We start from the raw sequence: 26619 nt of genomic DNA, 5'->3' as shown, positions 1-26619 counted from the left end.
GGTCTCGTGCGCCGCTTCGGTCACGCGTGACCGAGGGAACTGCAGGAAACGTGGCAGGCCGGTAACCACATGGGCGACGAGATCGGCCCGCGGGGGGTCGTCACGCGAGGTAGTTGCCCAGGGTATCGAGGACGCCCCGGCTGACGTCCTCGCGGTTCAGCCCGTGGCGGAAGGTCCCCTCGTCGATGTCGGTCCTATCGGGTGAAGGTGACGTGGGTGGTGCCGCTCTCGGCCAATTCCGTTGTCACCCGGTGAGTGAGGTCGAGCCCGCGCAGGTGGTCCCACAATCGATTGCCCCGGCCGAGTAGAACCGGGGCGATCGCGACGTGCAAGTCGTCGACCAGGCCGGCCAGCAGGAAGTCGCGCGCGGTGTTGACGCCACCGCCGACGCGCACGTCCAGTCCAGTGGCAGCCGCGCTGGCCTCGGCGAGGACGTCCTCGATCGCGGTGCTTCGGAAGTGGAAAGTCGTTCCCCCCTGCATCGGGATCGACGGACGCGGTGCAGTGTGGGTGAGGACGTAGACCGGCATGGCGAACGGAGGCTCGTCGCCCCACCAGCCCTTCCAGTCCGGATCGTCAGGAAAAGCGTGCAGGCCGAACTTCCCCGCGCCCATGATCTCGGCGCCGACACCCTCGAAGTACGCGGCCGCGTAGGAGTCGTCAATGCCGGTCGTGCCAGCGCCACTGGTATCGCCGAAGACTTGCTCTTGCATCGTGCGGGTCGAGGTGTACAACGCCATCAGGCTGGCCCAGTCCTCACCCATCGGATTCTCCGGGGACTGGCCAGCCGAGGTGTAGCCGTCCAGCGAGATGTTCAGGTCGATGCGTACGCGTGTCATGTCAGGTTCCCTTCGGGGTGGTGCGGGTCAGATTGAGACCTCAGGCTGACAGATTTGAACCTGCGAGTCCCTGGCCCTCCAACCCTCAGTCACCTGCGCCATCGAGCTGCGCCAAGGCCGGAAGGACGACCATCAGGAACCCGACGGTAGGACGGCCGCCGCCCCGAAATCGGCGTGGGTCCACGTGCCTAAGCGCCAGGGACACCCGCCGTCGCGATGACTTGGCTCCACGACACGAGGCTGGCCTCACCATGGGAACGGCTCGCCGCTGCCAGCACTGCAAGTGCGCTGCGTCGCTGTCCTCCGGTGAGTTCATCACCGAACCTATCCAGGATGAGCATCCCCCGTGGGCGTCCCAAGCCGCCGAGGACTTCGTGCACGCTGTCGAGTAGTTCGCGTGTGATGTGTGCGATGTCCAACTCGTTCGGCAGCTGGGGGTCAAGAACCACAGCAGCCATGACGGAGGGCTTCCTCATGGTGTGCCGGACCTCAAAGACGTCGGCCGCGACGACATACGGGTGCTCCTGAAGCACCTCGCGAACCTCGGTGAGCGACACCAATTGGCCCGCCACGGACACTACCTCGTCCCTTCGGCCCAAGAACTCGATCGCACCGGTGTCGTCATAACGCGCCAGATCACCGGTGGCGTAAACCCCGTCGTAGCGGTTCCAATGCACATCGATGACGTCGTCGGCGGCAGAACCATGCACATCGAGCACCATGCCCGCCCAGGGCTGCGTTAGTACGACCTCGCCGATCCCCGACCCGCTGATGGGATTTCCGTCGTTGTTGACGATGCGCAGTCCGGGTTCCGGAAGATTCACCGCATCGACAGGGGCATCAAAGCGGATGACACCGCCGAGCTGAACCTGTCCCCAGCCGTCCGCGACCCGGACCCGGCCACGCCCGACATCAACGGCGAACCATTCGAGCAACGAACGATCCACTCGTTCGCCGAGCGTCGCAAATCTACGCAGCGACGCGACCATCCGGTGGGGCGGCGGCGCTGGCGACCATTCGCGAAGCATCCGCGCGGCAGACGGCGACAACAGCAACGTGGCCACCTGATAGCGCTCGACGATTTCCCATGTCCGCGCATGTGTCGGCGTGTCCAAACCGCCCTCGTACATCACCGTCGTTTCGCCCCAAAAAAGCGGTCCGTAGATGCCCGAAGCCTGTGTCGCCAGCCAGGAGGCATCGCTCGCAATCCACGTGACGCCAGGTTCACAACTTCCGTACCTGTGCACCATCGCCGCCGACAACAGCAGTCGGGCACCGGCATGCGTCACCGACACCGGCTGTCCTCGTCGATTGGCCAGAGCGTCGACCAGCAGCGGATGCTCGGACGGCACATCAGCCGCACCACCATCGGTCCGCGACGTGCCTGGGCGCGTATCGGTCACCACGTCGTGGTACCAACGGTCCCCTTCGTACCAGGGGACATCAACGCCGGTTCGTCGCACCACCACCGTGACCTCGACACCCGGAACAGCCGACAGCGCCTCGTCGATCCGTGCCTTCAGCGGCAAGATGGCCCCTCGCCTCCACGCGCCATCTTGGGTGAAGAGCACGGTGGGGGCGAAATGGTCGATTCGTTCGATCAGCGCCTCCACCGGAAGCGGCGTGGGAATGATCGTGTAGACGGCGCCGATCCGTGCACAGGCCAACATGGCGGTGACCGTCTCGGGAAGCCAGCCGAGGTGCAAGGCCACTCTGCCGCCGGAGCCCAGGCCCATCGCGCGAAGAGCGCCGGCGAGGTTGACGACATCCTGGTGCAGTTCGGCGAACGTGAGTCGTCGCCGGTCACCTGGTTCGCCCTCCCAGAAGATTGCCGTGTCATCGGCCTTGTCGCCAAGATGCCGATCGACACAATTCACCGAAACATTGAGCAAACCATCGACAAACCAGTGGTCGAACGGCGGATCAGGTTGCCACAGTGTCGTCCACGGTCGCGCCCATTGGGTTTCGTGCGCGGCCCGTTCCCACGCGCCGAGCGCCTGATCGGCCTCAATATGGTCTCGATCAGCCATGACCAAGCGTCCTGCCCGCCGCACTGGCCACATGGGTCAAATGAGTAACGACGGTATCGACACGGGCCTGATCGACGCCGATGGGCAGGCTCGCCGCCAAAGCAGCCGCGGCACGTCCCGTCCCATCGAGGACCGGTACGGCCACCTCTTGCGGGAACATCATCGTCAATCCGCTCATCATCAGCGAGGGCGCCTCCGCCCACTCGTCTCGTTTGTCCAGTGCTTCCTTGCCAGCCACCTCATCGACCCGATCGAGAGCGAGATTCCAGTTCTCGTCATCGCTTCGCGAGGCCAATACTCTGCCCGCAGCCGATACAAGAGCGGGTTCAGTTCGCTGCGCGGCACGGTAGAGACCACTGTCATCGCTGTCGATCCTGTCGACATAGACCACGGCGCCCCGAACCAGGATCGCGACGTGAATCGTGGCGCCAATCTGATCGCGCAACGGAACCAGATAGGGCGAGAGTGCGCCGAGCATCGGCAACCGCGCAAGGTAGCGCTGCGACAGGCGGGTCAGTTCCGGGCCAAGTCCGTATCGCGACGTGCGTTCTTCCTGCTCGACCAGCTGAGCATGTAGGAGCGAACGCAAGAGCCGATGCACCGTGGCAAGGGACAAACCGGAAGCCTCAGCAAGGTCGCTGAGCTGTCGGTAAGCGGGACCTTCGCTCAGCAATTCGAGCAGCAGCATCGCATTGCGAACGGTGCCCAGGCTTCCGCGGGCTCCGTTCTCCCCAGCGCGTGACGCCATGTTCACCTCTTCCCCTTGGACCCTGTAGACGCCTTCCATTAACCAGCATCACCTCGAGTTTAGCAGTCAATCGCTTTCCATAAATAGGTCTTGTGTTTCACATAGCGGAAAGTTATAGTCACGTTTGTGATCCGCAACACACAAGGAGCTGAAGCGTGCTGACCAGGGCATATCAACACGACTTGAACTCGAGCCGGGTACCCATCGGCGAACCGTTGCTGGACATCAACGGTGTATCGATGCATTTTGGCGGAGTCAACGCATTGAGCGATGTCTCCTTCAGTGTTCGCCAAGGCACCATTCACGCCATCATCGGACCGAACGGTGCTGGTAAATCGAGCCTGCTCAACTGCATCAGCGGCCTCTACCGCCCGCAGGTCGGCGAGATCGTCATGCACACGCTCAATGAGCACGGAGCTGCCCGCCACCACAAACTCACCGGACTCCCCCCGCATCGCATTGCACGTCTGGGCGTAGCGCGTTCCTTCCAGAACATCGAACTCTTCACCCACCTCACGGTGCTCGAGAACTTAATGCTGGGCCGTCATATCCACATGAAGCACCACTTGCTGGCCTCCATGTTGTGGTTCGGGCCGGCTCGCAACCAAGAGATCGAACATCGCGCGCTCGTAGAAGAAGTCATCGACTTGTTGCGGCTCCAACCGCACCGTCACCAAGCGGTCGGCTCACTCGCCTATGGCATTCAGAAGAGAGTCGAACTCGGACGTGCGCTGTGCCTTCAGCCTTCGCTCCTGCTGCTCGACGAGCCCATGGCCGGCATGAACAGCGAGGAGAAAGAAGACATGGCGCGCTACGTCCTGGACGTGCACGAGCTTGCCGGGGTCACCGTCGTCCTGATCGAACACGACATGAATGTCGTCATGGACATCTCGGCGCAAGTCAGCGTGCTGGATTTCGGCAAGCTGATCGCCGATGACGTGCCCCACAAGGTCGAATCGAACCCAGCTGTCATCGAGGCCTACCTTGGCGCGGAGGACAACAGATGAGCGCCAACACAACGTTTCCCTCGTTGCTGAAGAAGTGCGCGACCGAGCGACCCAACGAAGTCGCCATGCAGGAAAAACGGTATGGGATCTGGCAGCCGATCACGTGGCACGCATACCAGGAACGGGTGACCGACTTCGCACACGGACTCGCCGAGCTCGGCGTCGACCGTGGGCATGTGGTCGCCGTGCTGGGCGACAACCGACCCGAATGGCTCATCGCCGAACTCGCCGTGCAATCGATCGGTGCCGCCGTCGTCGGAATCTACCCGACGAGCATCAACGAAGAGATCGCACACATCGTTGAGACCGCCAACATCCGGGTCGTGATCGCCGAAGACCAGGAACAGGTCGACAAACTCATGCGGCTGAAGGTTTCGCTGCCCAACATCGAGACCGTCATCTACTACGACCCGCATGGGCTGGAGAAGTATGACGAGCCCTACCTCCGGGAGTTCATCGATGTCGAAGCGTCCGGCCGCGAATGGGCGGCGGCCAATCCCGGCTGGCTCGAGAAACGACTGCACATGGCACATGCTGACGACCTGGCTGTCATCTGCACCACCTCAGGCACCACGTCACGTCCCAAGCTGGGGCAACTGTCACACCGCAATCTGTTGTCCATGGCCGAACACCTCGCACAAGTCGACCCCATCACCGCGAAGGATCGCTATGTGTCTTTCCTTCCCTTTGCCTGGATCGGTGAACAGATGCTGGCCGTCGCCTGCGGAATGTCATACGGGTTGACCATTTCGTTCCCCGAGAGTGCGGCGACCCAACGCAGCGACCTGCGCGAAATCGGGCCGGATCTGATGTTCAGCCCGCCGCGGATCTGGGAGTCGATGTTGTCCGAAGTGCAAGTGCGCATCGATGAAGCAGGCTGGCTCAAACGCAAGGTATTTGGCTGGGGTTACGACATCGGCGACAAGGCGGCGCACCGCAAGGTGACCGGGCAGTCGCTCGGATTGCTCACCAGGCTTCGTTTCGCGGTCGCCAATCAGGTCGCTTTGCGTCCGGTCCGCGACCAGTTGGGACTCGCGCGCATCAAACGCGGCTATACCGGCGGTGCACCGCTCGGGCCAGATGTATTCCGTTTCTTCCACGCCATTGGCGTCAATCTGAAACAGATATATGGACAAACCGAAATCTGCGGAATCGCCGTTTTGCATCGTGACGACGCCATCGACTTCAACACCGTGGGCGTGCCCATACCCGGCACGGAGCTCAGGTTCACCAACAGTGGCGAGATCCAACTCCGCTCGTCGTCGGTTTTCGGCGGTTATCTCAACAACGAGGCGGCTACGGCCGGGGCCATCGATTCCGAGGGGTGGCTCCACACCGGGGACGCCGGCTATTTGGACGACAAGGGCCAACTCATCGTCATCGACCGCGTTCAGGACGTTCTGCGCTCGTCCGACGGGACACAATTTTCCAGTGCATTCCTCGAGAACAAACTGAAGTTCTCCCCCTATGTCGAAGAGGCCGTCGTCTTCGGCGGACCATCTGACAACGCGGGCAACAGCGGTGAGCTCACCACACTGATCACGCTCGATCTCGCGACGGTGGGTTCCTGGGCCGAACACGAACACCTCAGCTATACGACGTACACCGATCTGGCCTCCAAGCCTGAGGTGCACGATCTCCTCGCTGAGGAGTTCGATCGGGCCAATGGGGATCTGCCTGAGAGCATCCGGATCCGACGGTTCGCGTTGTTACACAAGCAATTCGACCCGGACGACGACGAAATCACCCGCACGCGGAAGGTGCGCCGCTCGGTGATCAATGAACGCTATGCCGACATCATCAATGCACTCAACCGCGGTGACGAAGCCGTCGACGTCACCAGTGTGATCACTTATCAGGACGGCACCAGCGTGAAGCGCGATCTGACACTCAGGATCTTCGACCTGACGAACTATGTCCCGCCGATGGGTTTGAGTCGTAGACCTGTTTGGAGTGGCCGCCGATGAGCACATTCATCAATCTACTCATCTACGGACTTGCCGACGGCGCGATCCTCGCCCTCGCGGCCCTGGGCTTCGTGCTCATCTACAAGGCAACCGGCGTCATCAACTTCGCGCAAGGCGAGTTCCTGCTGGTTGGTGCGTACACGTTTTACACCGCATTCGTGCTGCTGGGGCTTCCGTTCACCGTTGCCGTTCTTGTCGGCGCCGTGGTGGCAATTCTCCTCGCGCTGGTCGTCGAACGCTTCGTCCTGCGTCCACTCATCGGTGAAAATCCGATCAGCGTGATCATGGTGACGATCGGGCTCTCCCTATTCCTCAAGGCGACCGTGCAGATGTTCTTCGGCACATCAGTTCGCCAGATGCCGAGCATTCTTCCGACCAACTCGATCAACGTTCTCGGCGGCCAGGTGCCGCTCAACCGGCTGTTCGTGATCGTGATTGCAGCTGTGGTTCTGACGGCGTTCACCATCTTCTTCCGCCGCTCCCGCCACGGCATCGCCATGCGTGCAGTGGCCGACGACCAGCAGGCAGCCATGACGGTGGGCATCTCGGTGCGTCGGATCTTCGCCATGGCCTGGGCATTGGCAGCGGTAAGCGCGCTCATCGCCGGCATCCTGCTGGCCGACATCGCCGCCGTCAACCAGCACATTGCTGTTTTCGGGCTGCTGGTCTTTCCGGTCGTCATCCTCGGTGGCCTCGACTCGGTGCCCGGAACGATTGTCGGCGGGCTCACCATCGGCATCCTCAAGCAAATGGTTTCCGGGTACGCAGATCCCGGACTCGCTGAAGTCGTCCCCTATGTGGTTCTCGTCGCCATCTTGATGGTCAAACCCCACGGCCTGTTCGGCGAAGTGCGAATCGAGAGGGTCTAAAACATGGCAACGTCCACTGGTCTCTACCACCGCAGTTACAAAGCTGAACTGGCCATGCGCCACACCAGGGCCGAATACTCACGGCTGCTGATGATCATCCTGGGGCTGATTGCACTCCCCTACCTGGTGAACATCTACTGGCTCGGCATCGTCAACACCATTCTGATTGCCGTGATCGGCGCTGTCGGCCTCAACATCCTGACGGGTTTCACCGGACAGATCTCGCTCGGACAGGGTGGATTTCTCGCAGTAGGCGCCTATTCGTCAGCAATATTCAGTTCCCGCGGGGGTATGCCTGTGGTGCTCAGCATCGTGCTCGCCGTTCTCCTCACCGCCGTCATCGGCGCGTTCTTCGGACTGCCCGCCCTGCGACTCAAAGGTCTCTATCTGGCCATCGCCACCTTGGCGTCGCAGGAGATCATCGTCTTCGTTGCCCGCCGTTGGCGATGGCTCACTGAGGGCGAGGGTTTCATTTCAGTGCCGCGCCTGGAGATCGGCGGATTCAAGGTCGAGCGTCTGACGTTCGAGTGGCAGTGGTACTGGATCCTGCTGGTCATTGCGGTCATCAGCACATTGGCGGCGCGAAACATCTTCCGGACAGGATTGGGACGCGCATTCATGGCCGTGCGTGACCAAGACATCGCCGCAGCAGCTATCGGCGTGAACCTGACCCGTACCAAGGTCACAGCCTTCGCGGTGTCCAGCGGATTCGTCGGCCTCGCAGGCGCCCTCACGGCGCACTACACCGAGACCGTCACCTGGGAACGGTTCACCCTCGACGTGTCAATCACCTATCTGGCGATGATCCTCGTGGGAGGCCTCGGCAGCATTGCCGGCGCTGTCTACGGGGCAACATTCATCAGCATGCTGCCGCCGCTCCTGACCGAGCTCAGCGATGCGGTCAAGACCAATGTGCCCTTCATCGCCGAACAGTTGCCCGCGATCAAGAACGCAGTCTTCGGCCTCGTCATCATCTTGTTCCTGATCTTCGAACCACGAGGCCTGGACCGCATGTGGCAACGCATGAAGGACTACGTCCGGTTCTGGCCATTCCGATATTGAGAATTCATCACACCTCGAAGGAGATAGTCACATGGCAAGGAAATTACCTTTCAAGACTGCTGTGCTCTGCGGCGCTATTGCGCTCACGCTGGCAGCGTGCGGTGGACCGAGCAGCACAACCAGTTCTGGTGACGGACCCATCAATGTCGGTCTCATCGCTGACTTGACCGGAGCCACCGGAGACGTCGGAACGCCGTACAACAAAGGCATGCTCGGTTACATCGACTGGCGAAACGGCAGCGGAGGGATTGAGGGTCGTCAGATCGAGGCCGACTCCAACGACTACGCCTACGAAGTGCCCAAATCCGAACAGCTCTACAAGAAGTACGTCGCTGATGGTGCGATCGCGATCCAGGGTTGGGGCACCGGCGACTCCGAGGCATTGCGCGGCAAGGTTGCTTCCGACGAACTTCCGTTCATGTCGGGTTCGCTCGCCGAGGTGCTGACAGATCCGAAGGAGTCGCCTTACAACTTCGTCAATGTGGCGACCTATTCGGATCAGATGCGTATCGCGCTCAAGTGGATTGACGGGGACTCCGGCGGCAAGTCCGAAGTCGCCGTGTTCCACAGCGACTCGCCGTTCGGCACGGCGCCGGTCGCCGACGGCAAGGCATACATCGCGGACAAGGGATTCGATCTCGGTTATGAGGCCTACGCGATGCCTGCCGGGGCGAACAACTACGCCGGCCTCTTGTCGCAGGCGGGTTCGCAAGGCGCCAAATACATCGTCATCCAGAACGTGGCGAGCCCCGCGGCCCAAATCGCCAAGGACATCAAGGCCCAGGGTCTCGACATCAAGGTCGTCTGCCTGAACTGGTGCTCCAACGAGCTGTTCTCCGCGACCGCCGGTGCAGCTGCGGCTGAGGGGACCATCATGGTGACATCGGTTTCCCCGCCGTCGGTGGACAAGCCGGGCCTCGCCGACCCCGAGAAGTACCTCAAGAGCAAGGGCGGCTCGCTGGAAGAAGAGGGGCTGTCCTACCTGCAGGGCTGGTACACCATGCACGTCATGGCTGAGGGTATGGAAGCAACCATCAAGAACGGCGACGATTTGACCGGCCCGAACATTCGCAAGGCGCTCGAGACGATGGGCGCAGTTGACACCGGCGAAGTCATGGGAAGCCCCAAATTCTCCAAGGACTCGCACCGCGGATCGACCGAAGCGGGAATCTATGAAGTCAAAAACGGCACCATGACGACTCTCGAAGCGGGCGTCAAGCCGTAATCACGCACGGGTGCTGCGGCGGTCGGTGACCGGCCGTCGCAACACCACCACCCCAGGACCAACGAGGGACAACACATGGCCATTTCCGAGGAAGCAACTGCCGGTTCAGCGTCGACGACGACGTCCTCGATGCTGACGCTCAACAACGTTGAGGTGATTTACGACGAGGTGATCTTGGTATTGCGTGGCCTGTCCCTGAGCGTGCCGACGGGATCCATCGTGGCATTGCTTGGCTCGAACGGTGCGGGCAAGTCGACCACACTCAAGGCTGTCTCAGGTCTGTTGCCCTCCGAACACGGCGAGGTGACCGATGGTTCGGTCACCTTCGACGGAAACGACATCACCAGAATGGACCCCGCCGAGAGGGTTCGGCTCGGTATGAGTCTGTGCATGGAGGGGCGCCATGTTTTCGAGCACCTCACGGTCGCCGAAAACCTCACGGCAGGTGCCTATTCGCAGTCGCGAGGCAAATCCCATGAAACCTATGACCTCGTCTACTCCTATTTTCCCAAGCTTGCCGACATGCGCTCACGAGTGGCCGGCTACCTTTCCGGCGGCGAGCAGCAAATGCTTGCCATCGGACGGGCGCTGATGGCCAATCCACGACTACTGATGCTCGACGAGCCGTCGCTGGGACTCGCCCCGCTGTTGGTGAAAGAAATTTTTGCGCACATCAAACAACTCAATACCGAGTTGGGACTGACCGTCCTGGTGATCGAGCAGAACGCACGACGGGCCCTCGACGTCGCCGACCACGGCTACATCATGGAACAGGGGCGCATCGTCCTGGAGGGGCCAGCGGAGGACCTCAAAGAAAATCCCGATGTCAAGGAGTTCTACCTCGGTCTCGGCGATGAAGGAACACGCAAGAGTTACCGCGACGTGAAGCATTACAAGCGCCGCAAACGCTGGCTGTAGGAGCCCCCGATGAACATTTCTGACACCCAATACCAAGCCTATGCGGATGCGTTCTCCGAACGGGTCTGCGCCGTCGTTGAGTCCGCCGCGCAACTGTCGGCGTTCTCTGCGCGACTCGTTGCCGCAAATCTGACGGCGGACCGCATTGTCACCACCCGTGACCTTGCCGGTCTCCCGATTCTCTCCAAGGACGACCTCCTGGAACTACAGCGCACAACACCGCCCTTTGGCGGCATGCTCGCCCCCGATGCCTACGTGAGCCGAATCTTCCAGTCCCCCGGCCCCTTGTATGAACCGCAACTGAGCGGGGTCGATCCGTGGCGGTGGGCACCGGCCCTTCGCGCCGCGGGGTTCAACGAGACGGACACGGTGCTGAACTGCTTCAGTTACCACCTGTCCCCCGCCGGCGCGATGTTCGATGAGGGCAGCCGTGCCATTGGTGCACGTGTCGTGCCCGGCGGAATCGGCTCCGCGGACCTGCAGGCACGGGCCATTTCTGACCTGCCGATCACGGCATACACCGGCTTGCCGAGTTATCTCAAAGCACTGATCGACACGTTTAAGTCGCTTGGTCTCGAGCGCGAACGATGGACGATTGAGCGGGCTGTGGTGACAGCTGAGCCGCTGCCCGACTCACTGAGGGCCGAATTGAATGCCTATGTCACCGAGGTCAAGATGGCATACGGCAGCGCCGAAACCGGTCTCCTCGGCTACGAGGATGAACCCGGGGCAGGCCTTGTCATTCCCGAGGACGTGCTGATCGAAATTTGTGATCTCTCCAGCGGGGAACCCGTCGTCCGTGGTGAGGGCCAAATCGTCGTCACCCTGTTCCGACCCGAGTATCCACTCATCCGTTTCGGCACCGGCGACATTTCGGCCTGGATCGACGGTGGAGACGGCCGACCACGCCTTGCTGGAATCCTGGGAAGAGTCGGTCAAGCTGTCAAGGTGCGTGGAATGTTCCTGCATCCGGCGCAAGCCAACCGCGCAGTGCATTCAGCACCTGGCGTGTCGGGTTTCCGGATGGTCATCGGGCGGGTCGAACATCGCGACTCCCTGCGGTGCGAGATCGTGATCGAACCGAGCAGCCAATCTCAGGCAGTCGTCGCCGACGTGACAAGCAGGATTCGGCAAGAACTCCGGTTTTCCTGTGAGGTCGAGGCGGTCGAAGCCCTGCCAGCGGGCTCCGACACCATCGTCGACGAACGGGACTGGTCCTGACCGCCATGCAGCCACGGTGCGACCGAGAAGTATGCGCGAACGGCCGTTCCTGGCCGCGCGGAGTCATTCGGCGGTTGAGCTCGACCAGGTTTGCTGCACGATCAGGTGACAGGATGACCTGTCCCCCAACCTGGTTTCCAGAAACGGTGATGAGTCGATGGCCTTGCTGAGAGGCTCGGACAGTGCCCAATCCCTATCCCGCCGAGTTCCGTGCCCGCACGATTGCCCCAGTTCGTTCGGGCAAGCAGATCAACACCACCGCCTACGAGCTGGGCATCAGCGCCGGCTGCTTACACAACTGGCTCAAGCAGGACCGCATCGACCGCGGCGAGGTCTCTGGCAGCCCGACCACCGAGCCGGCCGAGCTTCGAGCCGCTAAGAAGCGGATACGTGAGCTCGAGACCAAGCTGGCGATCATCCGTCAGGCGGCAAAGTTCTTGGGTGAGGACAAGCCTCACCCAAAATGATTCACCCGGTGATCGACCGTCTGACCGCCCCGGGATCCCTGTCGACAACAGTTGCCAAACACTCGGCGTCTCCCGACAGGGCTACTACCGATACAAGTGCCGTCCGATGTCAAAGACTGAGCTGCGTCGCCAGTGGCTCACCGGCTTGATTCGGAAGGTTCACGTGGCACCTATGGCTACCGGCGCATCCACGCTGAGCTGACCATGGCGATGAACGTCACGGTCAGCGCACGACTGGTCTCGGTCCTGACGACGCAGAGGCGGACGGGCGAGTCCGGTGCCAGCGCGTTTAGCCTGAAGCGGCCCTCTCTTCGCTCCGTGACCAGGCCCGCCGTGCGAAGCACTCGTACGTAGTTCGAGATCGCCGTCCATCCGACCACGCTGATGTGATCCGAGATGTCGCCCGCGGTCACTCTTCCTTGAGCGCTAGGAAAGCAGGATGTCTCGCCGTGTGGGATCGGAGAGGGCGTCGAAGGCTTCCTGAGCGCACTTCTCATCGACGCTCCTCTAACGTGCCAATCGGTACTGACACATTCACAGGTGCAACCGTTGCTCGTCTGAATATAGTCAGGGTCGGCAGACGCCCCCGTCAGCGCGTGAGCATGACCTTACCCAGATGTCCGTCGGATGCGACCAACGCCTGTGCGGCCTCGATGTCGTCCCAGGAGTACTGAGCGGCGATCAGTGGACGCAGGGCGTCGACCGCCATTGGGGAACGAGGTCGCGCACCATGCCCTCGACGACGGTGGCCTTCTGATCGGCAGTCCGCGTCCTGAAGGTGACACCGACCAGCGAGATCTGCTGGAGGGCCAGATGATCCAGGTCGATTACGAAGGTCCCCCCGCCCAGCCGCCCGACGTTGACGACCCGCGCTCCCACGGCGCATCCGGCGAGCACATCAGCGAGTCCAGGTCCGCCCACCATGTCGATCACGACGTCCGCACCATAGTCCCCGACGACGTCTGTCAGCCTGGCAGGTAGGTCTGCGTGTCCTGCGAGCAGAACGTGGTCGGCGCCGAGTCGCGTCATCAGGTCGCGATCTCGAACGGACCTCACGATCGCGGCTACGGTGCCGGCGCCCAGGCGCCCAGGCGCCCAGGCGCCTCTACGACGCGCTGATCAACACCTCCGACTCGGACCGATCGGGCTCCGGCACGTCGACGGGGCTGAGCGGTCGGTCGAGTTGACGACGGCGGCTCTCAGCGAGCGCCTACGCCCACCGGTGCCATGATTGCTCCGCGGTCGGTGATCGACACGCCGATTGCCTCCGAGTGCGACGCGGCGCCCGCGTCGACAGGAAGGACCGTGCCGGTCACACACCGGGATGCCGGGCCGGCGAGGTACAGGACCGCCTCGGCGAGGTCCCACGCAGATCCCTCCGTGCCGAGCACGTTGAGCGAGGCGCGCTCCGCCCGCATCTGCTCGTCCACACCCGGCTTCGAGGAGACCATCGGCGTGTACACCAAGCCCGGCGCAACACTGTTGACCCACACGCCCTGGTGCCCGTGCTGGCTGGCCACGCCCTGCGTCAGACTCAAGACGGCCCCTTTCGTCACGGCATAGGCGATGGCCGCATGACCTCCGCGCAGACCTGCCAACGACGACATGTTGTTAATCGAACCGCCATCGACAGCAGCCACGTGCGGGATCGCGAACCGCGACATGATCAGTATCGACGTGAGGTTGCTGGACAGGCACGGTCCCACGCCTCGAGGTCGACGTCGACCACGGTGCCCGCTGGCCCCGCAATTCCCACGTTGTTAAACAGGATGTCGATGCGGCCCCACTCGGCGTGGACCTCGTCGATCACGGTCTTGGCCTGCTCGGGGTCCGTGGCATCGCACTGGTGGACGACAGCGGTGCCGCCGCGCTCCTGCACCATCTTCACCGTCCGCTGTACGGAGTCGCTGACGTCCAGAAGAGCGGCCCTGGCCCCTCTTCCGCGAGCCGAATCGCCGCAGCGCGACCGTTGCCGATCCCGTCGCCCGCCGACCCGGCGCCGGTCACGATCGCCGTGCGACCTTCGAGAGCCTTCGTCGCCATCGCCTTCTCCTTTGCCGTTGTCGCCCGAGGGCCGGCCGATGTGGCGGGCGTCACTCTGAGGCATTCCCATCTTGCGCGGCTGTCTTCGACTCCGCCACGGGCACGGCACCAACGCATCGCGTCGATCGTTAGAGTTACGAACAGGACAATCGATCGTCAAGCGTACGATGTGGCGATGCGGCAGACGGATGACCAGTTCCTCGTCGAGGTCACGAACCAGCTGCACGATGAGGCGCCCGCCCTCGGCGACGAGGCAGCCGACGCGATCTTCACGACCCTGCCGAGCTACGTCGGGGTCGACCGCGAGTCGGTCCGTCGCTCGGTCGGCAAGAACATCGACCGTGCCATCGAGACCCTTCGGTCTCGGCGCGTGCCTCAGCCCGACACGAGCGCGGAGGCCGCCACCACCACGCAGGAGCGAGCCGGCGAAGGCGTGCCCATCGAGGACGTCATCCGTGGATACCGATTGTCGCTCCGGGTCATCCACGACCGTTTCATCGATCTCGCGACCGTGGCGGGAATTCCGGCCGAGCAGATCCTTTACTACTCCAAACTGTTGTGGGAGGTGGGCGACTGGTTCACCGGGATCGTCGCGACGGAGTATCGCGACCAAGCGGTGCGGGAGACCGTCCGGCGCGGCGAGCTCGTGCACGATCTCGTCAGCGGGCGGCTTGACCACCATGGGCGGCGCAACGCCGCGTCAGCCCTGAGCATGGATCTGGACTCCCGGTACGCTGTTTTCTACGCCGTCCCGTCCAGCGGGAAAAGCCTCGAGGAGACCGGCCTTTCCCTGCCCAGCAGCCAGGTCCCCTTCCATGTCGTGACAGAGGTCGCCGATCGGTATCTCGGCCTCGCGGCAGACACCGACACGCGCAAGCAGCATCGGTTCATCGTGGCAGCGGGACCACGCGTGGACCTGGTCGACCTGCCTGAGTCCGAACGCATCGCCGCATCCGTCCTGGCGCTCGTCCGCCGTCACGAAGCGGGCACCTACCGCCTCGAGGACGTCACCTGGCGCCTCGCCGCAAGCAATGAGCCCGCTGTGACACGTCACCTCGCTGAACGCTATCTCGCGCCACTCGGCCAACTGGACGACTTTGGCGCGCTCCTGCTCGACACCGTCCGCGCCTATCTCGATGAAGACCGGAACATCACTCGTACGGCCGCATGTCTCGTCGTACACCCCAACACCTTGCGCTATCGACTCGCCAAGTACGAGGAGGTCTCGGGAGTGACCCTCTCCAGCACCGCGACCCTTGTCGAGCTCGCGTGGGCCCTCGAGATGGTCGCCCCTCCGAGGTAGCAATCCTGCCTGGGGTTGTCACAATCTCCAACGGGCGTTATTCAGCCTTGGGTTTTTCTCCGTAGGTCCTGCCCTGCATGACTGTCAGTCTGGCGATGTCCGTAGTGATGCGGGACACATCCACCCCCCGGCGACTGATCGCCTGGAGGGCGTCGGAGTGGCCCGCCCGTTTCATCTCAGGAGACCTCTGTGTCGATCGCCCCCGCCAGGAGCACCCCGTCCTCCCCCGCTCAGGATTGTCCTGACCTGCTCGACCAGAACCTGACCTTCGCCGCGTTGTGGTCGTCTCGCGTCGAACTCACGCCCGGTGCCTCCTTCCTCGTCTTCCAAGAAGATGGCGGGAGCACTCACGCGTGGACGTACGGGGAGTTCGATCAGGTGGTCGCGCGGACCGCTGCCGGCCTCGCAGCACACGGCGTCGAGGCGGGAACAGCAGTGCACATGGCCCTGCGCAACAGCCCTATCTTCGTCGCCACGTGGTTGGCGTGCGCCCGGCTGGGTGCCTGGATGGTCCCAGTCGACCCCGCGTCCACCGCGCGGGACCTGCGACAGCAGATCGATCGGGTCAAGCCGGTCCTCGGCATCTGCGCGACGGACCGCCGCGAGGTCTACGCGGCAGCGGCCGGCGACCTGCCGTTCGTCGAGGTCAGTGAGACCGGGTCGGGCGTCACGACCGACATCTTCGGTGTCGAGGAGTCGGACGAGCTCGGAGGGTCGGGTGCCCAACCCCTGCCCGGCGACCGGCTCGCCGTCATGTTCACCTCGGGCACCACGTCCCAGCCCAAGGGCGTGGTGCTGACGCAGGCCAACTACGTCACGCTCGCCCGGTCGATGTCGGGCATCATCGACCTGCGGCCCGACCACCGGTTCCTGGTGACCCTGCCGATGTTCCACGCGAACGCGCAGTACTACTGCTTCTGCCCCGCGATCGCTGTCGGTGCGAGCGTCGCTCTGACGGCGTCGTTCAGCGCGAGCCGGTGGGTCCAGAGCGCCCACGACCTCGAAGTGACGCATGCGAGCCTGTTCGCCGCGCCCGTCCGCATGATTCTCGCCCGCGTCCCCGACGACGCACCGGCCTTGCATCTGGTGCACGTCTGGTACGCGCAGAGTCTCGGCGAGGAGCACCATGCACGCTTCGGGGAGCTCGTGGGCGCGCTGCCGCGACAGCTCTACGGGATGACAGAGACCGTTGCGATCGTCACTGCCGACACGTCAACGCCACCGCGCCATGACGCCATCGGTCGACCGATCCCCGGACGACGCCTGCGCCTGCTGGACCAGACGACCGGTCTCCCGGCGCGCAGCGGCGAGCCCGGCATGATCAGCGTGGCCGGAACCCGCGGCATGGACCTGTTTGTCGAGTACCTCGACGACCCCGCGGTGACCGAGCGTTCCTTCAGCGAGATCGACGGCGTCACGTGGTTCGCCACTGGCGACCTCGCCGCGGAGGGGCCGGACGGATTGATGAGGTTCATCGGCCGTGCCGACGACGTCATCAAGGTGGCCGGCGAGAACGTCAGCCTCTCCGAGGTCGAGGCGACCATCGCGCAGGCACCGGGGGTGCTCGAAGCAGCCGTCGTGGCCCGACCCGACGAGATGCGTGACCACGTTCCCGTCGCCTACGTCGTGGCGCGGGAAGACGGCCCCGCGCCCACGATCGGCGATCTCGAGGCCTGGGCTCGGGTCGAGCTCTCGCCGGCGGCGCGACCTCGCGAGTGGATCCTGATCGACTCCCTACCCCGAACCAGCGTCGGCAAGGTCAAGCGTTTGGCCCTGACGGACGCCGCCTCGTCCCACGGCACGACGACCGCGCCCTGATCGCCCCCACGTTGAACCACACTAGAAGACGAGGACCCCAGATGATCACCACCATCGAGATCACCGAGCAGCGGCGAGGTCGCGCCTTCCGCGGCGCGATCACCGGCCACCTCATCGAGTGGTACGACTACGGCGTGTACGGCTTCCTTGCCGTCTACATCGGCAAACTGTTCTTTCCCGACAACGGTGACGGCACCCAGCTGCTCAGCAGCTTCGCCGTCTTCGCGCTGAGCTTCTTCATCCGCCCGCTCGGCGGACTATTCTTCGGTCCGATGGCTGACCGGATCGGGCGCAAGCGCACGCTCGTCCTTGTGATGATAGTGATGTTCGGGGCCACGTTCATGATCGGGGTGCTGCCGACCTACGCGAGCGTGGGCTTCCTTGCCCCCGTCCTCCTGATCGTGGCTCGCTGTGCACAAGGATTCTCGGCCGGCGGTGAGATCGGCACCACCACGAGCTTCATCGCCGAGTACGCCGGGCCGGGTCGCCGCGGCTACTCCACGAGTTGGCTCATGGTGACCGCGGTTCTGGGGCTGCTGCTCGGCGGCCTGGTCGCCAACGGCCTGATCGCCGGACTGGGAGACGACGCCATGCTCTCGTGGGGGTGGCGCATCCCGTTCTTGATCGCCGGACCTCTCGGCGTGATCGCTCTCTACATCCGTCTCAAGATCGAGGACAGCCCTGAGTTCGAGGCGCTCGCCACCAGCGGCAACGAGTCGAAGGCTCCGCTGCGCGAGGTGTGGCAGTGGCGTCGTGCCATCGCCCTCATCTTCTGCATCATCACGCTGCACGCATCGCTGTTCTACCTCGTCCTGACGTATTCCTCGACCTACATGTCGGAGAACCTGGGATTCGACAAGATGTCGCGGCTCCTGCTGGTGTTTCTGGCATGCCTTGTGATGGCAGTCGTCATGCCTTTCGGCGGACGGTTCACCGATCGGCACGGACGGCGCGGATTGCTCTTGGTCAGCGGGGTCCTGGCCACCTTCGCGACGATTTGGTTCTTCCAGGCCGCCCATGACGCCACCCCGTGGAGCTTCCTGGCACCACTGCTTGCCGTGTCGGCACTCGTGGGTCTGTACGCATCCTCCACCTACGCCACGATGAGCGATCTCCTGCCCACCCGTGTCCGGTCGACCGGTATCGCCGTGGCCTACAACCTCCCCGTCGCGCTGTTCGGAGGCAGCGCCCCGTTGATCTCGGCATGGTTGGTTGACAAGACCGGCGACATCGCGTCCCCCTGGTATTTCTACGTCGCCACGTGCCTGCTCTCCATCGGCGGCCTGATCGCCTTGCGCGACTCCGACTTCGAGCGGGCAACCGTCGAGTCACCGGCGCTGGCGGAGACGGCGGCATGAGCGCGCTCGACACGGAGGTGCTGATCACCGGTTGGGGCCACACTCGCTTCGGGAAGCTCGAGGACGACCTGGAGACCCTCGTCGTGAGTGTGGCGCGCGATGCCATCGCTCACGCCGGCATCGACGCGGCCGATGTCGATGCCATCTCCCTCGGGCAGTTCAACGCGGGGATGGTGCCGCTGGCGTTCGCGTCTTCCTTGGCGCTGGAGGCCTCCGACGCTCTCCTGGGGGTACCGGCAACCCGGGTCGAGAATGCCTGCGCGTCCGGTTCAGCCGCTGTGCAGCAGGGCATCACAGCCTTGCTCGCCGGTCGAGCCCGGACGGTGCTGGTCATCGGTGCCGAAAAGATGACCCACGCATCCACCTCGGTAGTCGGCGCCGGGCTTCTCGGCGCCGACTACGAGCTGGCCGGGCAGGAGTCCACGACGGGTTTCGCGGGTCTGTTCGCGGACGTCGCACTGGAGTACGAGAAGCGCTACCGACCGGTCGGCGACGTGCTGGGCTCGATCGCGGCCAAGAGCCACGCCAACGCACTGCGCAATCCGTTCGCGCACCTGCGGAAGGATCTGGACGAGGCGTTCTGCCGCACGGTGTCGGAGCGCAATCCGGTGGTCTCCGGGCCATTGCGCCGGACTGACTGCTCACCAGTGTCGGACGGAGCTGCGGCCGTGGTGCTGTCGGTCGAGCCGTCGGGCGGGGCCGCGACGGCCCCGGTCCGCATCACCGGCTTCGGCCACGCCAACGACTTCCTTCCCTCAGCCAAGCGCGATCCGCTGGCGTTCATGGGCACCGAGCTCGCCTGGAACCGCGCTCTCTCGATGGCCGGAATCACCCCCGCTGACCTGAGCTTCTTGGAGGTGCACGACTGTTTCACCATCGCCGAGCTGAACCTCTACGAGACGCTCGGGCTGACGCCTCGCGGGGGGGGCCACCGGGCCATCGAGGACGGCACCGTGTTCCCGGATGGCTGTCTCCCGGTCAACGTTTCCGGTGGACTCAAGTCGAAGGGGCACCCGGTGGGCGCGACCGGCGTCAGTCAGCACATCATGGCCGCCATGCAGCTCACCGGCACCGCCGGCGACATGCAGCTGCCGAGCCCGTCGCGGGCAGCAGTCCACAACATGGGCGGCCTGGCCGTCGCCAACTACGTCAGCGTCCTCGAAACAGTCTGACCGTTCTCAAGATCGGTTTCCGATGAATCCAACCTGCTCGAACGTCTCTCACACGATCGGTGAACCGACGAAGCAGTCCATCGCATACGCGGAAAACCTTCAGACCGGACGTACCTGGGACATCGGAAACTGGAGGCTGACCTCCGACGAGATCGTCTCCTTCGCATCCCAGTGGGACCCCCTCCCGTTCCAAGTGGATGCGGCGCTCGCATCCGAGACGATCTTCGGCGAGCTGGTGGCCAGCAGCATCCAGTCCTTGGCGATCTTCCAACGTCTGTGTGTTGACGCACTATTCAGCCGGTGGCCGGTTCAAGCGGGTCGGGGAATGCGCGACCTGCGATTCCATCAACCGGTGGTTGCGGACATGAGGCTCATCGGACGCGCTCGGATCGATCAGATCGAGCATAGGCGAGGGAACATGTCCCTCGTTCACCTGTCGGGTGAGCTCGTGACGAGCGATGACTCGCCGGCCTCCTCCCTTCGTATGGACATCTACGTCCAGACACGCGCCACCACGTCCGACCGCACCCCCGGACCACCCTCAGCCACGGACACTGGACACTGGACACGACCAGGCTTAATCGCCGCAGTGACTCTTCGGGCCATCGGATCGCCATCGACGCAGGTCGCGAAGATCAGGATCACCCGGCCATCAGTCGTTCAGCTGCGAGCCAGGCCAAGGCCATGACTGATGCGGCGGGATGGCCGGACGCGTGGAACGGCAGCACGGACGCGTCCACCACTCGAAGGCCGAGAACTTCACAGACGCGGAGATCGGCGTCCACGACGGCGTCGCCGTCCGGGGCCATCGCACACGACCCGACCGCGTGGTAGATGCCGAATCCCTGGTTGCGGGAGTAGTCAACGACGTCGGCGGCGGCGGTGACGGAGGGGCCGGGGAACATCTCGGATCGATACCATGCCGGCGAGGGCCGGTGTCGAGACAACACGACGTGCGTGGTCGAGGTATCGCGCCCGTAACCGCACGCTCGTCCTCGTGATCGAGGTATCGCGCCGACCCTGACCTGGCTCGAAGACTGCACCCGCTACACCGTCCGGGTCACCACCCCCGCCGTGCTGGCCGAATTCCGTCAAGCGATCAAAACTGCGAGAATCCCAGCCTCAACACTCACGGACAACAGCATGCTCTACACCGTCTGGCTCGCCGGCGGCTGGGGCGGCTGTAACGCCGTCGCGAACGAGCTCCGCCGACTCCACATCACCCAGAAGAACGGCAAACCTAACCACCCCACCACCCAAGGCAAAGTCGACAGATTCCAACAGACGTTCAAGAAATGGCTCCGCGCTCAACCAGCCCAACCGTCCACGATCGCCGCGCTGCAAAATCTCCTGGACACCTTCGTCGATGAGTACAACCACCACCGATCCCTGCCACACCGGGCCACCCCCGCAGCACTGTTCAAAACCATGCCCAAAGCACTACCCGACAACAGCCGCAACGCCGACACCCACAACCGGGACCGTCACAACCGCATCGACAAAACCGGAGCCGTGACGCTACGCGTCAACGGCCGCCTGCACCACATCGGCATCGGCCGAACCCACGTCATCCTGCTCGTCCACGACCTCCACGTCCGAGTCATCAACGCCATCACCGGAGAACTACTCCGTGAGCTCACCATCGACCCAGATAAGGACTACCAGCCCCGCACACAAGAAACTCCCGAACCCGCTTCCGCAGGTTCGAAAGTTTCCTCTGTCCTGAGACATCACGAGGTCGGGCTGACAGGATTTGAACCTGCGACCCCCTGGAGTGATCAGGGGCCCTGTCGGCGCTGCGTCAGATTTCGGAAAATCAAGGAATCGCTTGGACCGATTTGGAATCGCGTTGCATGTAGTTCCCAAGTCCATCGGATTGGCTAGGAAGATCCACGACTGTTTGTGGCGAGTAGATGGCGACCTGTCGAATCTGAACCGGCTTCGCAACTTCGATCGAAATTCGCTCCGAATGCCGAGCAATGTCTCGGCCTGCCGGGGCTCGACGCAGCAGGCACTTACCTTTCGAGCCTTGAGCGCCCGGCGGTCCCTAAGTCATTCGATGGGAACAACGAGCGCTGCGGTCAAAATGCGCGGAGGCTTAGTAGACATCAGGGCTTGTTGGTCAAGCAGGTCAAGGCGCCTGCGAAGGCGGATATCCAAATCGGTAGCGGTCAAGTCCCGGTGGGTGGGTGCTCCTATTGCTGTCAGGGACTTAACTTCGCTGATCGGTGATGGATCCGGCATTGGGCCCACATCACGCTCGGGCCTCGTAGCCGATCAGGGCGGCCTGAACGCGGTTTTGCACCCCGAGCTCCTCGAAGATCGCACGAAGGTACTGCTTAACGGTGCCCTCACTCAGGTGGAGTGATGCCCCGATCTCGGCATTGCCGGCTCCGGTTGAGAGGTGCTCGAGGATTTCGCGCTGCCGATCAGTCAGCGCCGCGACTTGCTCGTGCGCAGATCGTCTCGCCCGCAGCTGCTGCACCGCCCGGCTGCGGATCAGCCAGTTCGCGATGCGCGGCGAAAACACGGCCCCACCCTGTGCGAGGGCATGAACGTTGCGGATGAGGTCCTCGGGAGCATCCGACTTGAGCAGGAACCCCTTGGCACCGCGCGCGATCGCCATCTCGATGTACGCCTCACGGCTGAACGTCGTCAGCATGGCCGTCGGAACCCTTATCCCAGCGCGCGCCAACTCATCGAGCGTGGTCAGGCCATCGACTCGCGGCATGCGGATATCCAGGAGTATTGCGTCAACTTGCTTGGACTGAGTCTCTCTGACGAGTTGCCCACCATCCTCGGCCTCGACCACCACCTCGGTACGCGGATCGAAGTTCAGGATCGACGCGATGCCGCTGCGAACCAACGCATCGTCGTCGGCCAGCGCGACGCGAATCGGTCGCACTGTCATGAGGCGGTTGTCGTCGACGGGCAGACCCCTGCCTCCATGGGCAATCTCACCGTGAGCGTGAAGTTCTGATCGATTGTCACCGCCATGGTCCCGCCCAACCGCGCCACACGATCGCGGATCCGACGCAAACCGGTGCCGACTCCCTCGTCAGAGGCCGAACCGACCAGAGGGTTGGTGACCACCAACACGACAGACTCACCAGCACGTCGCATCTCGACCCTCACCGGCGCAAGCGGAGCATGTCGCGCCGCATTCGCAATCGCCTCCTCGAGGATGCGGCCCAACGCGTCCCTGGCAAGGTCGTTGGCTTGGTCCACATCACCCAATTCAGCTTCAACATCGGCGCCCGCTGCACGTGCAGTGGAAATGACATCCTCCGGCTGCCGTTCGTATCCGGGAAGAGGCCAGCCGTCGTCCAGGAGGCTGACGGTCACGCCGATCTCGTCAGTGATATCGGCCAAATCGGCTCGCACCCCCGCTATCATCTGTCGTTGGCTCGTGGTCAGCTCCGGATCGAACCACAGCTGGCCCAGCCTCACTGTGGAGAGCGCGAGGCGATGGCCCAGGCGGTCATGGATCTCGCCGGCCATCATCGACCGTTCCTTCATCAACGCCATCGCAAGAGTCGCTTCTTGCTCAGCCTCCAGTGCCCGAGCGAGCTCCCACCCGCGCTCGAGGTCGGCTAGGGAAAGCCTGCGGGCCGCACGCCACGTACTGATCGCAAACACGAGGGCCAGGCAAACAGCAACGACGAGCGCGGAGTTGACTGCCCCGGAATCAGTGCTCTCGTAGAGTGCGCCGCCAACCGCTGCTGCGGACAGCACGCCGACCACCCCGGCCAGGATCGCGTCCCTCAAGATCGGAACCCGTGGGCCCGCGATGAAGATGACAAGTCCCAGCGCGACCCACAGCACCACCCACCACAGCGATCCCCACGCCACCGCGACCCCGGCAGATGTGCCGAGGACCATGCTCATCCCGGCAGTCCATGCGTGACGCCCTGCCGATCCCATGACGTTCATCCTAAGGACCCGGGAGCCGTTCATCTACTCACTTTGGTGAGGTAAAGCACTCACCCAAGGGCCTTCCCCAGACATCCACAGGATTCGTAGGCTTGCTGCGTCCGTTTGTCGTGTGCAAGGAGAGCTCTTGTGGTCCGTCGTCACAGTCTGTATGTAGCACTGGTGCTGAGTGTCCTGGTGCCGATGCTGTTGGTCGTCGCCACTCGAGCTGACCAGCCGGCAGGCACCGATGTCAGTGGCTATCTCGACGCCATGGTTGATTCAGGTGTCCCGGGTGTCGCCGTGGTGGTGATCCAAGGCGACAAAGTACTGACTGCGACGGGGCACGGCTCCACAGGAAGTGGATCAGCCGATGCGAACACACGGTTCCGAGTGGCGTCGCTGACGAAATCGTTCACCGCGACAGCGGTGCTTCAGCTCGTGCAAAAGGGGTCAGTTGATCTTGACCGACCGGTCGCTTCGTACCTTCGAGAGTTTTGTACTGCCGATGACCGCTCAGATCGGATCACCGTGCGGCAGGTGCTCAACCAGTCATCGGGTCTGACGGACCGCACTCTGGGGTTCAACCAGTACGCCGCCCGTCCCACCAACGCAGAAGAGGCCGTTGCCTTGCTGCGGGACAGTCGCCTGGCCTACGACCCCGAAACCTCGTGGGACTACTCCAACCCCAACTACTGGCTCGCCGCCCGACTCGTGGAGGTGGTTTCGGGAGAGGCGTTCTCCGACTACCTCGCCCGTCACATCTTCACACCCCTCGGTATGCGGCGCACCAGTCATTACGACGTTCCGGGCCAGGCACCTGCGGTCGCAGAATCCCACTCCTACGTTTTCGGCCACCCGCTCCATCTGGATGACCCCGACAGCTTCGCCGGCGGTGCCGGCGGCGTCGTCACCACCGCCAACGACTTGGGTCGATGGTTGAGGTTCCAGCATGGCTACTCCGTCCTCGGCCAGCAGGGTGAGGTGCTGAGCAGCACGCTCCTCCAGGAACAGCACCGTCGTCAATCCCCACTACAGGAGTACTCCGTCGGCTACGCACTCGGATGGTGGAATGGCGAACCTGCGGACGGCGGGATCTCTCGGATCTCCCACAGCGGGACCGGCGCCGGGACCAGCGCCTACGAAGGGCTGTTTCCCGGTGGCATCGGGATCGGAGTGCTCATCAACGCGGGCACGCCACGAGCCGATGTGGTCGCCGCTGACCTGTATGCCTTGGTAAGCGGAGAGTCGTTGCAGGACGTCGCCACGGCGCCCGCCCCATGGCCGGACGTCATCGCGGTCGTCGCTGTCATCGCCGTTGGTGCCTTGGGTCTCCGGGGAATCCGCAACGCACGCAAGTGGGCGGTCAAGGGCAACACAGCTGCTCGTTGGACCATCGTCGCGCTTCTGCTCGTCGTTTCCGCCTGTCTTGTCGCCGTACCGTGGATTGGCGGCCGCGTCGTGGCACGCCAAGCCGACTGGACGGTGCTGTTCTACACCGCACCCGTGCCGAGCGCTGCAGTGCTCATTGGTGCAGTCTGCCTGTTGCTTCTAGCAGCGGCCCGGAGTGTCGCGCTACTGCGCAACAGAGGGATGACGGGCGACTACGTACTGCGGCCATGACAAGCACGAACATGGAGCACTCCGCCATCGCTGCCCCCGATCCACGCTCGCGCGGGGCTCACTGCTGGTAGAGCCCGACGCCGCCCCGATCGCCGAACCGCATGCGGCGGCCTCTCAGCCGACCACGCCACGGCCCGATCGTCTCGCAGGAGGATCGGCATACGGGGGAGTATGTCACAAACGGGTGTCCGAACGAGCCGCCATCGAGGCCAATACCCACGCCGATGCCCGTGGCGGTGTGGTTTGAATTGTCGGTGTTGGCGGGCAAACTGTGGACATGACCGACATCGCGTTGTTCCACTCCGTTCTGGGCGTCCGTCCAGGCATCAGCGAGGCCGCCAACCGTCTCCGCACCAAGGGCCACGACGTCGTCATCGTTGAGTCAGTACGACAGCCTAGTCTTCGATGACTACGAAGAAGCTAGCGAGTTCGCAGAATCGATCGGTTATCCGACGCTGATGCAGATCGCGGAGGACGCTGTCTCGGGCATACCTGACGGGTTCGTCGCGGCGGGGTTCTCCAACGGCGGTGGGATGGCTGAGTTCGTGGCCACGAGACGGCCGGTTCGTGGTGTTCTGATGCTCTCCGGGGCCCTCGACCTGGCCAAGATTGGCGTCCAAACGTGGCCGAACGGGGTGCCCGCGCAGATTCACTACGCCCTCGACGACCCCTTCCGCAGCCAAGCGGAGATCGACGCCGTCACCACTCAGGTCAAAAACGCCGGAGCCAGACTAGAGATCTTCGACTACCCAGGTGCCGGGCACCTCTTCACCGACCTCTCACTCCCCAACGAATTCGACGCGCAGGCCACCGAGCTGCTGTGGTCGCGAGTACTCCCGTTCTGCACATCCCCACCGAAGTGACCTAACGCCAGCCGCGCCGACCACGCCATCGACGATGACCACCGGCCACCCAGACAGGCCCACTGCACAGATCCGCTAACCAGCGCACGAAAGCGTCATACCGGCTTGCCTCCTGTTGGGTCTGTTTCATTAACGGTGTTTCCAGCGTTTTCATTTAGTAGGTCTCGGCGGCCG

The 26619-nt window shown here is 63.4% G+C and carries 24 protein-coding genes and 2 pseudogenes; 17 read left to right on the top strand and 9 right to left on the bottom strand.

The features are described 5' to 3' along the window. Nucleotides 1-194 precede the first annotated feature (194 nt). The 3 genes from H7290_RS07580 to H7290_RS07570 all read right to left on the bottom strand — a co-directional run bounded on the left by H7290_RS07580 (nucleotide 195) and on the right by H7290_RS07570 (nucleotide 3656). Nucleotides 195-839: a dihydrofolate reductase family protein gene (locus H7290_RS07580; RefSeq protein WP_290513415.1), complete on the bottom strand. Its 645-nt coding sequence runs from the start codon at nucleotides 837-839 to the stop codon at nucleotides 195-197. A 188-nt stretch (nucleotides 840-1027) separates the two neighbouring features. Continuing rightward, a complete protein-coding gene (locus H7290_RS07575) occupies nucleotides 1028-2869 on the bottom strand; it encodes an AMP-binding protein (RefSeq protein WP_290513414.1) in 1842 nt (613 codons plus the stop codon). Further along, nucleotides 2862-3656 (bottom strand): helix-turn-helix domain-containing protein, encoded by a 795-nt coding sequence (locus tag H7290_RS07570; protein ID WP_290513413.1) that lies wholly within the window; start codon nucleotides 3654-3656, stop codon nucleotides 2862-2864. Before H7290_RS07570 ends, H7290_RS07575 begins: the two co-directional genes overlap by 8 nt. A gap of 116 nt (nucleotides 3657-3772) precedes the next feature. Between H7290_RS07570 and H7290_RS07565 the strand changes: the two genes are divergently transcribed. The 8 genes and pseudogenes from H7290_RS07565 to H7290_RS07530 form a co-directional block, all read left to right on the top strand. Next, nucleotides 3773-4624: an ABC transporter ATP-binding protein gene (locus H7290_RS07565; RefSeq protein WP_290513412.1), complete on the top strand. Its 852-nt coding sequence runs from the start codon at nucleotides 3773-3775 to the stop codon at nucleotides 4622-4624. Then, nucleotides 4621-6591, top strand: coding sequence for an AMP-binding protein (locus H7290_RS07560; RefSeq protein ID WP_290513411.1), 1971 nt, complete (start codon nucleotides 4621-4623; stop codon nucleotides 6589-6591). The genes H7290_RS07565 and H7290_RS07560 overlap by 4 nt, the downstream gene beginning before the upstream one ends. After that, entirely contained in the window at nucleotides 6588-7460 is an 873-nt protein-coding gene (locus H7290_RS07555; RefSeq protein WP_290513410.1) for a branched-chain amino acid ABC transporter permease, read from the top strand. Before H7290_RS07560 ends, H7290_RS07555 begins: the two co-directional genes overlap by 4 nt. Before the next feature lie 3 nt (nucleotides 7461-7463). Next, on the top strand, nucleotides 7464-8522 hold the full coding sequence (locus tag H7290_RS07550) for a branched-chain amino acid ABC transporter permease (RefSeq protein WP_290513409.1): 1059 nt from the start codon (nucleotides 7464-7466) through the stop codon (nucleotides 8520-8522). A 31-nt stretch (nucleotides 8523-8553) separates the two neighbouring features. Continuing rightward, complete coding sequence (locus H7290_RS07545) at nucleotides 8554-9747, top strand: ABC transporter substrate-binding protein (protein ID WP_290513408.1); 1194 nt, start codon at nucleotides 8554-8556, stop codon at nucleotides 9745-9747. A 75-nt stretch (nucleotides 9748-9822) separates the two neighbouring features. Next, the gene (locus H7290_RS07540) at nucleotides 9823-10665 is read left to right on the top strand and encodes an ABC transporter ATP-binding protein (protein ID WP_290513407.1); all 843 of its coding nucleotides are present in this window, start codon (nucleotides 9823-9825) and stop codon (nucleotides 10663-10665) included. A gap of 9 nt (nucleotides 10666-10674) precedes the next feature. Further along, entirely contained in the window at nucleotides 10675-11886 is a 1212-nt protein-coding gene (locus H7290_RS07535; protein ID WP_290513406.1) for a hypothetical protein, read from the top strand. 182 nt (nucleotides 11887-12068) lie between these two features. Then, nucleotides 12069-12611: pseudogene (locus H7290_RS07530) on the top strand (transposase); the annotation flags it as partial. A gap of 423 nt (nucleotides 12612-13034) precedes the next feature. Here H7290_RS07530 and H7290_RS07525 read toward each other — a convergent pair. The 3 genes and pseudogenes from H7290_RS07525 to H7290_RS07515 all read right to left on the bottom strand — a co-directional run bounded on the left by H7290_RS07525 (nucleotide 13035) and on the right by H7290_RS07515 (nucleotide 14396). Then, on the bottom strand, nucleotides 13035-13436 hold the full coding sequence (locus H7290_RS07525) for a zinc-binding dehydrogenase (RefSeq protein ID WP_290513416.1): 402 nt from the start codon (nucleotides 13434-13436) through the stop codon (nucleotides 13035-13037). Between the two features lie 116 nt (nucleotides 13437-13552). Further along, nucleotides 13553-14241 (bottom strand): annotated as a pseudogene (locus tag H7290_RS07520) (SDR family oxidoreductase). After that, nucleotides 14238-14396, bottom strand: coding sequence for a hypothetical protein (locus tag H7290_RS07515; RefSeq protein WP_290513405.1), 159 nt, complete (start codon nucleotides 14394-14396; stop codon nucleotides 14238-14240). Before H7290_RS07515 ends, H7290_RS07520 begins: the two are co-directional and overlap by 4 nt. 175 nt (nucleotides 14397-14571) lie before the next feature. On the opposite strand from H7290_RS07515, the gene H7290_RS07510 reads away from it, so the two are divergent. The 5 genes from H7290_RS07510 (at nucleotide 14572) to H7290_RS21295 (ending at nucleotide 20735) form a co-directional block, all read left to right on the top strand. Then, nucleotides 14572-15699: a helix-turn-helix domain-containing protein gene (locus H7290_RS07510; protein ID WP_290513404.1), complete on the top strand. Its 1128-nt coding sequence runs from the start codon at nucleotides 14572-14574 to the stop codon at nucleotides 15697-15699. A 189-nt stretch (nucleotides 15700-15888) separates the two neighbouring features. After that, entirely contained in the window at nucleotides 15889-17517 is a 1629-nt protein-coding gene (locus H7290_RS07505; protein ID WP_290513403.1) for an AMP-binding protein, read from the top strand. A gap of 41 nt (nucleotides 17518-17558) precedes the next feature. Beyond that, nucleotides 17559-18875, top strand: a complete 1317-nt coding sequence (locus H7290_RS07500) for an MFS transporter (protein WP_290513402.1) — start codon at nucleotides 17559-17561, stop codon at nucleotides 18873-18875. Next, nucleotides 18872-20047 (top strand): acetyl-CoA acetyltransferase, encoded by a 1176-nt coding sequence (locus tag H7290_RS07495; protein ID WP_290513401.1) that lies wholly within the window; start codon nucleotides 18872-18874, stop codon nucleotides 20045-20047. Before H7290_RS07500 ends, H7290_RS07495 begins: the two co-directional genes overlap by 4 nt. A 22-nt stretch (nucleotides 20048-20069) precedes the next feature. Further along, nucleotides 20070-20735 carry a MaoC/PaaZ C-terminal domain-containing protein gene (locus H7290_RS21295; RefSeq protein WP_366927608.1) on the top strand — a complete coding sequence of 222 codons (666 nt, stop codon included), beginning with the start codon at nucleotides 20070-20072 and terminating at the stop codon, nucleotides 20733-20735. Here H7290_RS21295 and H7290_RS07490 read toward each other — a convergent pair. Further along, nucleotides 20689-20997, bottom strand: coding sequence for a GMC family oxidoreductase (locus tag H7290_RS07490; protein WP_366927607.1), 309 nt, complete (start codon nucleotides 20995-20997; stop codon nucleotides 20689-20691). The genes H7290_RS21295 and H7290_RS07490 overlap by 47 nt on opposite strands. Before the next feature lie 193 nt (nucleotides 20998-21190). Between H7290_RS07490 and H7290_RS07485 the strand changes: the two genes are divergently transcribed. Continuing rightward, the gene (locus H7290_RS07485; RefSeq protein WP_290513399.1) at nucleotides 21191-21931 is read left to right on the top strand and encodes an integrase core domain-containing protein; all 741 of its coding nucleotides are present in this window, start codon (nucleotides 21191-21193) and stop codon (nucleotides 21929-21931) included. Nucleotides 21932-22301: 370 nt separating this feature from the next. Here the strand turns inward: H7290_RS07485 and H7290_RS07480 are convergent, their stop codons facing one another. Both H7290_RS07480 and H7290_RS07475 read right to left on the bottom strand, forming a co-directional pair. Continuing rightward, the gene (locus H7290_RS07480; RefSeq protein WP_290513398.1) at nucleotides 22302-22958 is read right to left on the bottom strand and encodes a response regulator transcription factor; all 657 of its coding nucleotides are present in this window, start codon (nucleotides 22956-22958) and stop codon (nucleotides 22302-22304) included. Continuing rightward, nucleotides 22955-23791, bottom strand: coding sequence for a hypothetical protein (locus H7290_RS07475; RefSeq protein WP_290513397.1), 837 nt, complete (start codon nucleotides 23789-23791; stop codon nucleotides 22955-22957). Before H7290_RS07475 ends, H7290_RS07480 begins: the two co-directional genes overlap by 4 nt. Nucleotides 23792-24142: 351 nt before the next feature. On the opposite strand from H7290_RS07475, the gene H7290_RS07470 reads away from it, so the two are divergent. From H7290_RS07470 to H7290_RS07460, 3 genes are all read left to right on the top strand, one after another. Beyond that, nucleotides 24143-25582 carry a serine hydrolase gene (locus tag H7290_RS07470; RefSeq protein ID WP_290513396.1) on the top strand — a complete coding sequence of 480 codons (1440 nt, stop codon included), beginning with the start codon at nucleotides 24143-24145 and terminating at the stop codon, nucleotides 25580-25582. A 277-nt stretch (nucleotides 25583-25859) separates the two neighbouring features. Further along, nucleotides 25860-25991 carry a hypothetical protein gene (locus H7290_RS07465; protein WP_290513395.1) on the top strand — a complete coding sequence of 44 codons (132 nt, stop codon included), beginning with the start codon at nucleotides 25860-25862 and terminating at the stop codon, nucleotides 25989-25991. Nucleotides 25992-26040: 49 nt separating this feature from the next. After that, nucleotides 26041-26445 carry a dienelactone hydrolase family protein gene (locus H7290_RS07460; RefSeq protein ID WP_290513394.1) on the top strand — a complete coding sequence of 135 codons (405 nt, stop codon included), beginning with the start codon at nucleotides 26041-26043 and terminating at the stop codon, nucleotides 26443-26445. Nucleotides 26446-26619: the final 174 nt, after the last annotated feature.

The sequence above is a fragment of the Aeromicrobium sp. genome, assembly GCF_014378035.1.
GTDB lineage: Bacteria > Actinomycetota > Actinomycetes > Propionibacteriales > Nocardioidaceae > Aeromicrobium.
This window is presented reverse-complemented; position numbering and strand designations above follow the sequence as displayed.

What these genes read in the sequence shown, in the direction of transcription:
- H7290_RS07545 (WP_290513408.1), top strand. Translation starts at nt 8,554, where the DNA reads ATGGCAAGGAAATTACCTTTCAAGACTGCTGTGCTCTGCGGCGCTATT.
- H7290_RS07515 (WP_290513405.1), bottom strand. Translation starts at nt 14,396, where the DNA reads ATGGCGACGAAGGCTCTCGAAGGTCGCACGGCGATCGTGACCGGCGCC.
- H7290_RS07465 (WP_290513395.1), top strand. Translation starts at nt 25,860, where the DNA reads ATGACCGACATCGCGTTGTTCCACTCCGTTCTGGGCGTCCGTCCAGGC.
- H7290_RS07485 (WP_290513399.1), top strand. Translation starts at nt 21,191, where the DNA reads ATGCTCTACACCGTCTGGCTCGCCGGCGGCTGGGGCGGCTGTAACGCC.
- H7290_RS07500 (WP_290513402.1), top strand. Translation starts at nt 17,559, where the DNA reads ATGATCACCACCATCGAGATCACCGAGCAGCGGCGAGGTCGCGCCTTC.
- H7290_RS07570 (WP_290513413.1), bottom strand. Translation starts at nt 3,656, where the DNA reads ATGGAAGGCGTCTACAGGGTCCAAGGGGAAGAGGTGAACATGGCGTCA.
- H7290_RS07540 (WP_290513407.1), top strand. Translation starts at nt 9,823, where the DNA reads ATGGCCATTTCCGAGGAAGCAACTGCCGGTTCAGCGTCGACGACGACG.
- H7290_RS07480 (WP_290513398.1), bottom strand. Translation starts at nt 22,958, where the DNA reads ATGACAGTGCGACCGATTCGCGTCGCGCTGGCCGACGACGATGCGTTG.
- H7290_RS07535 (WP_290513406.1), top strand. Translation starts at nt 10,675, where the DNA reads ATGAACATTTCTGACACCCAATACCAAGCCTATGCGGATGCGTTCTCC.
- H7290_RS07560 (WP_290513411.1), top strand. Translation starts at nt 4,621, where the DNA reads ATGAGCGCCAACACAACGTTTCCCTCGTTGCTGAAGAAGTGCGCGACC.
- H7290_RS07460 (WP_290513394.1), top strand. Translation starts at nt 26,041, where the DNA reads ATGCAGATCGCGGAGGACGCTGTCTCGGGCATACCTGACGGGTTCGTC.
- H7290_RS07510 (WP_290513404.1), top strand. Translation starts at nt 14,572, where the DNA reads ATGCGGCAGACGGATGACCAGTTCCTCGTCGAGGTCACGAACCAGCTG.
- H7290_RS07550 (WP_290513409.1), top strand. Translation starts at nt 7,464, where the DNA reads ATGGCAACGTCCACTGGTCTCTACCACCGCAGTTACAAAGCTGAACTG.
- H7290_RS07555 (WP_290513410.1), top strand. Translation starts at nt 6,588, where the DNA reads ATGAGCACATTCATCAATCTACTCATCTACGGACTTGCCGACGGCGCG.
- H7290_RS07580 (WP_290513415.1), bottom strand. Translation starts at nt 839, where the DNA reads ATGACACGCGTACGCATCGACCTGAACATCTCGCTGGACGGCTACACC.
- H7290_RS21295 (WP_366927608.1), top strand. Translation starts at nt 20,070, where the DNA reads ATGAATCCAACCTGCTCGAACGTCTCTCACACGATCGGTGAACCGACG.
- H7290_RS07495 (WP_290513401.1), top strand. Translation starts at nt 18,872, where the DNA reads ATGAGCGCGCTCGACACGGAGGTGCTGATCACCGGTTGGGGCCACACT.
- H7290_RS07575 (WP_290513414.1), bottom strand. Translation starts at nt 2,869, where the DNA reads ATGGCTGATCGAGACCATATTGAGGCCGATCAGGCGCTCGGCGCGTGG.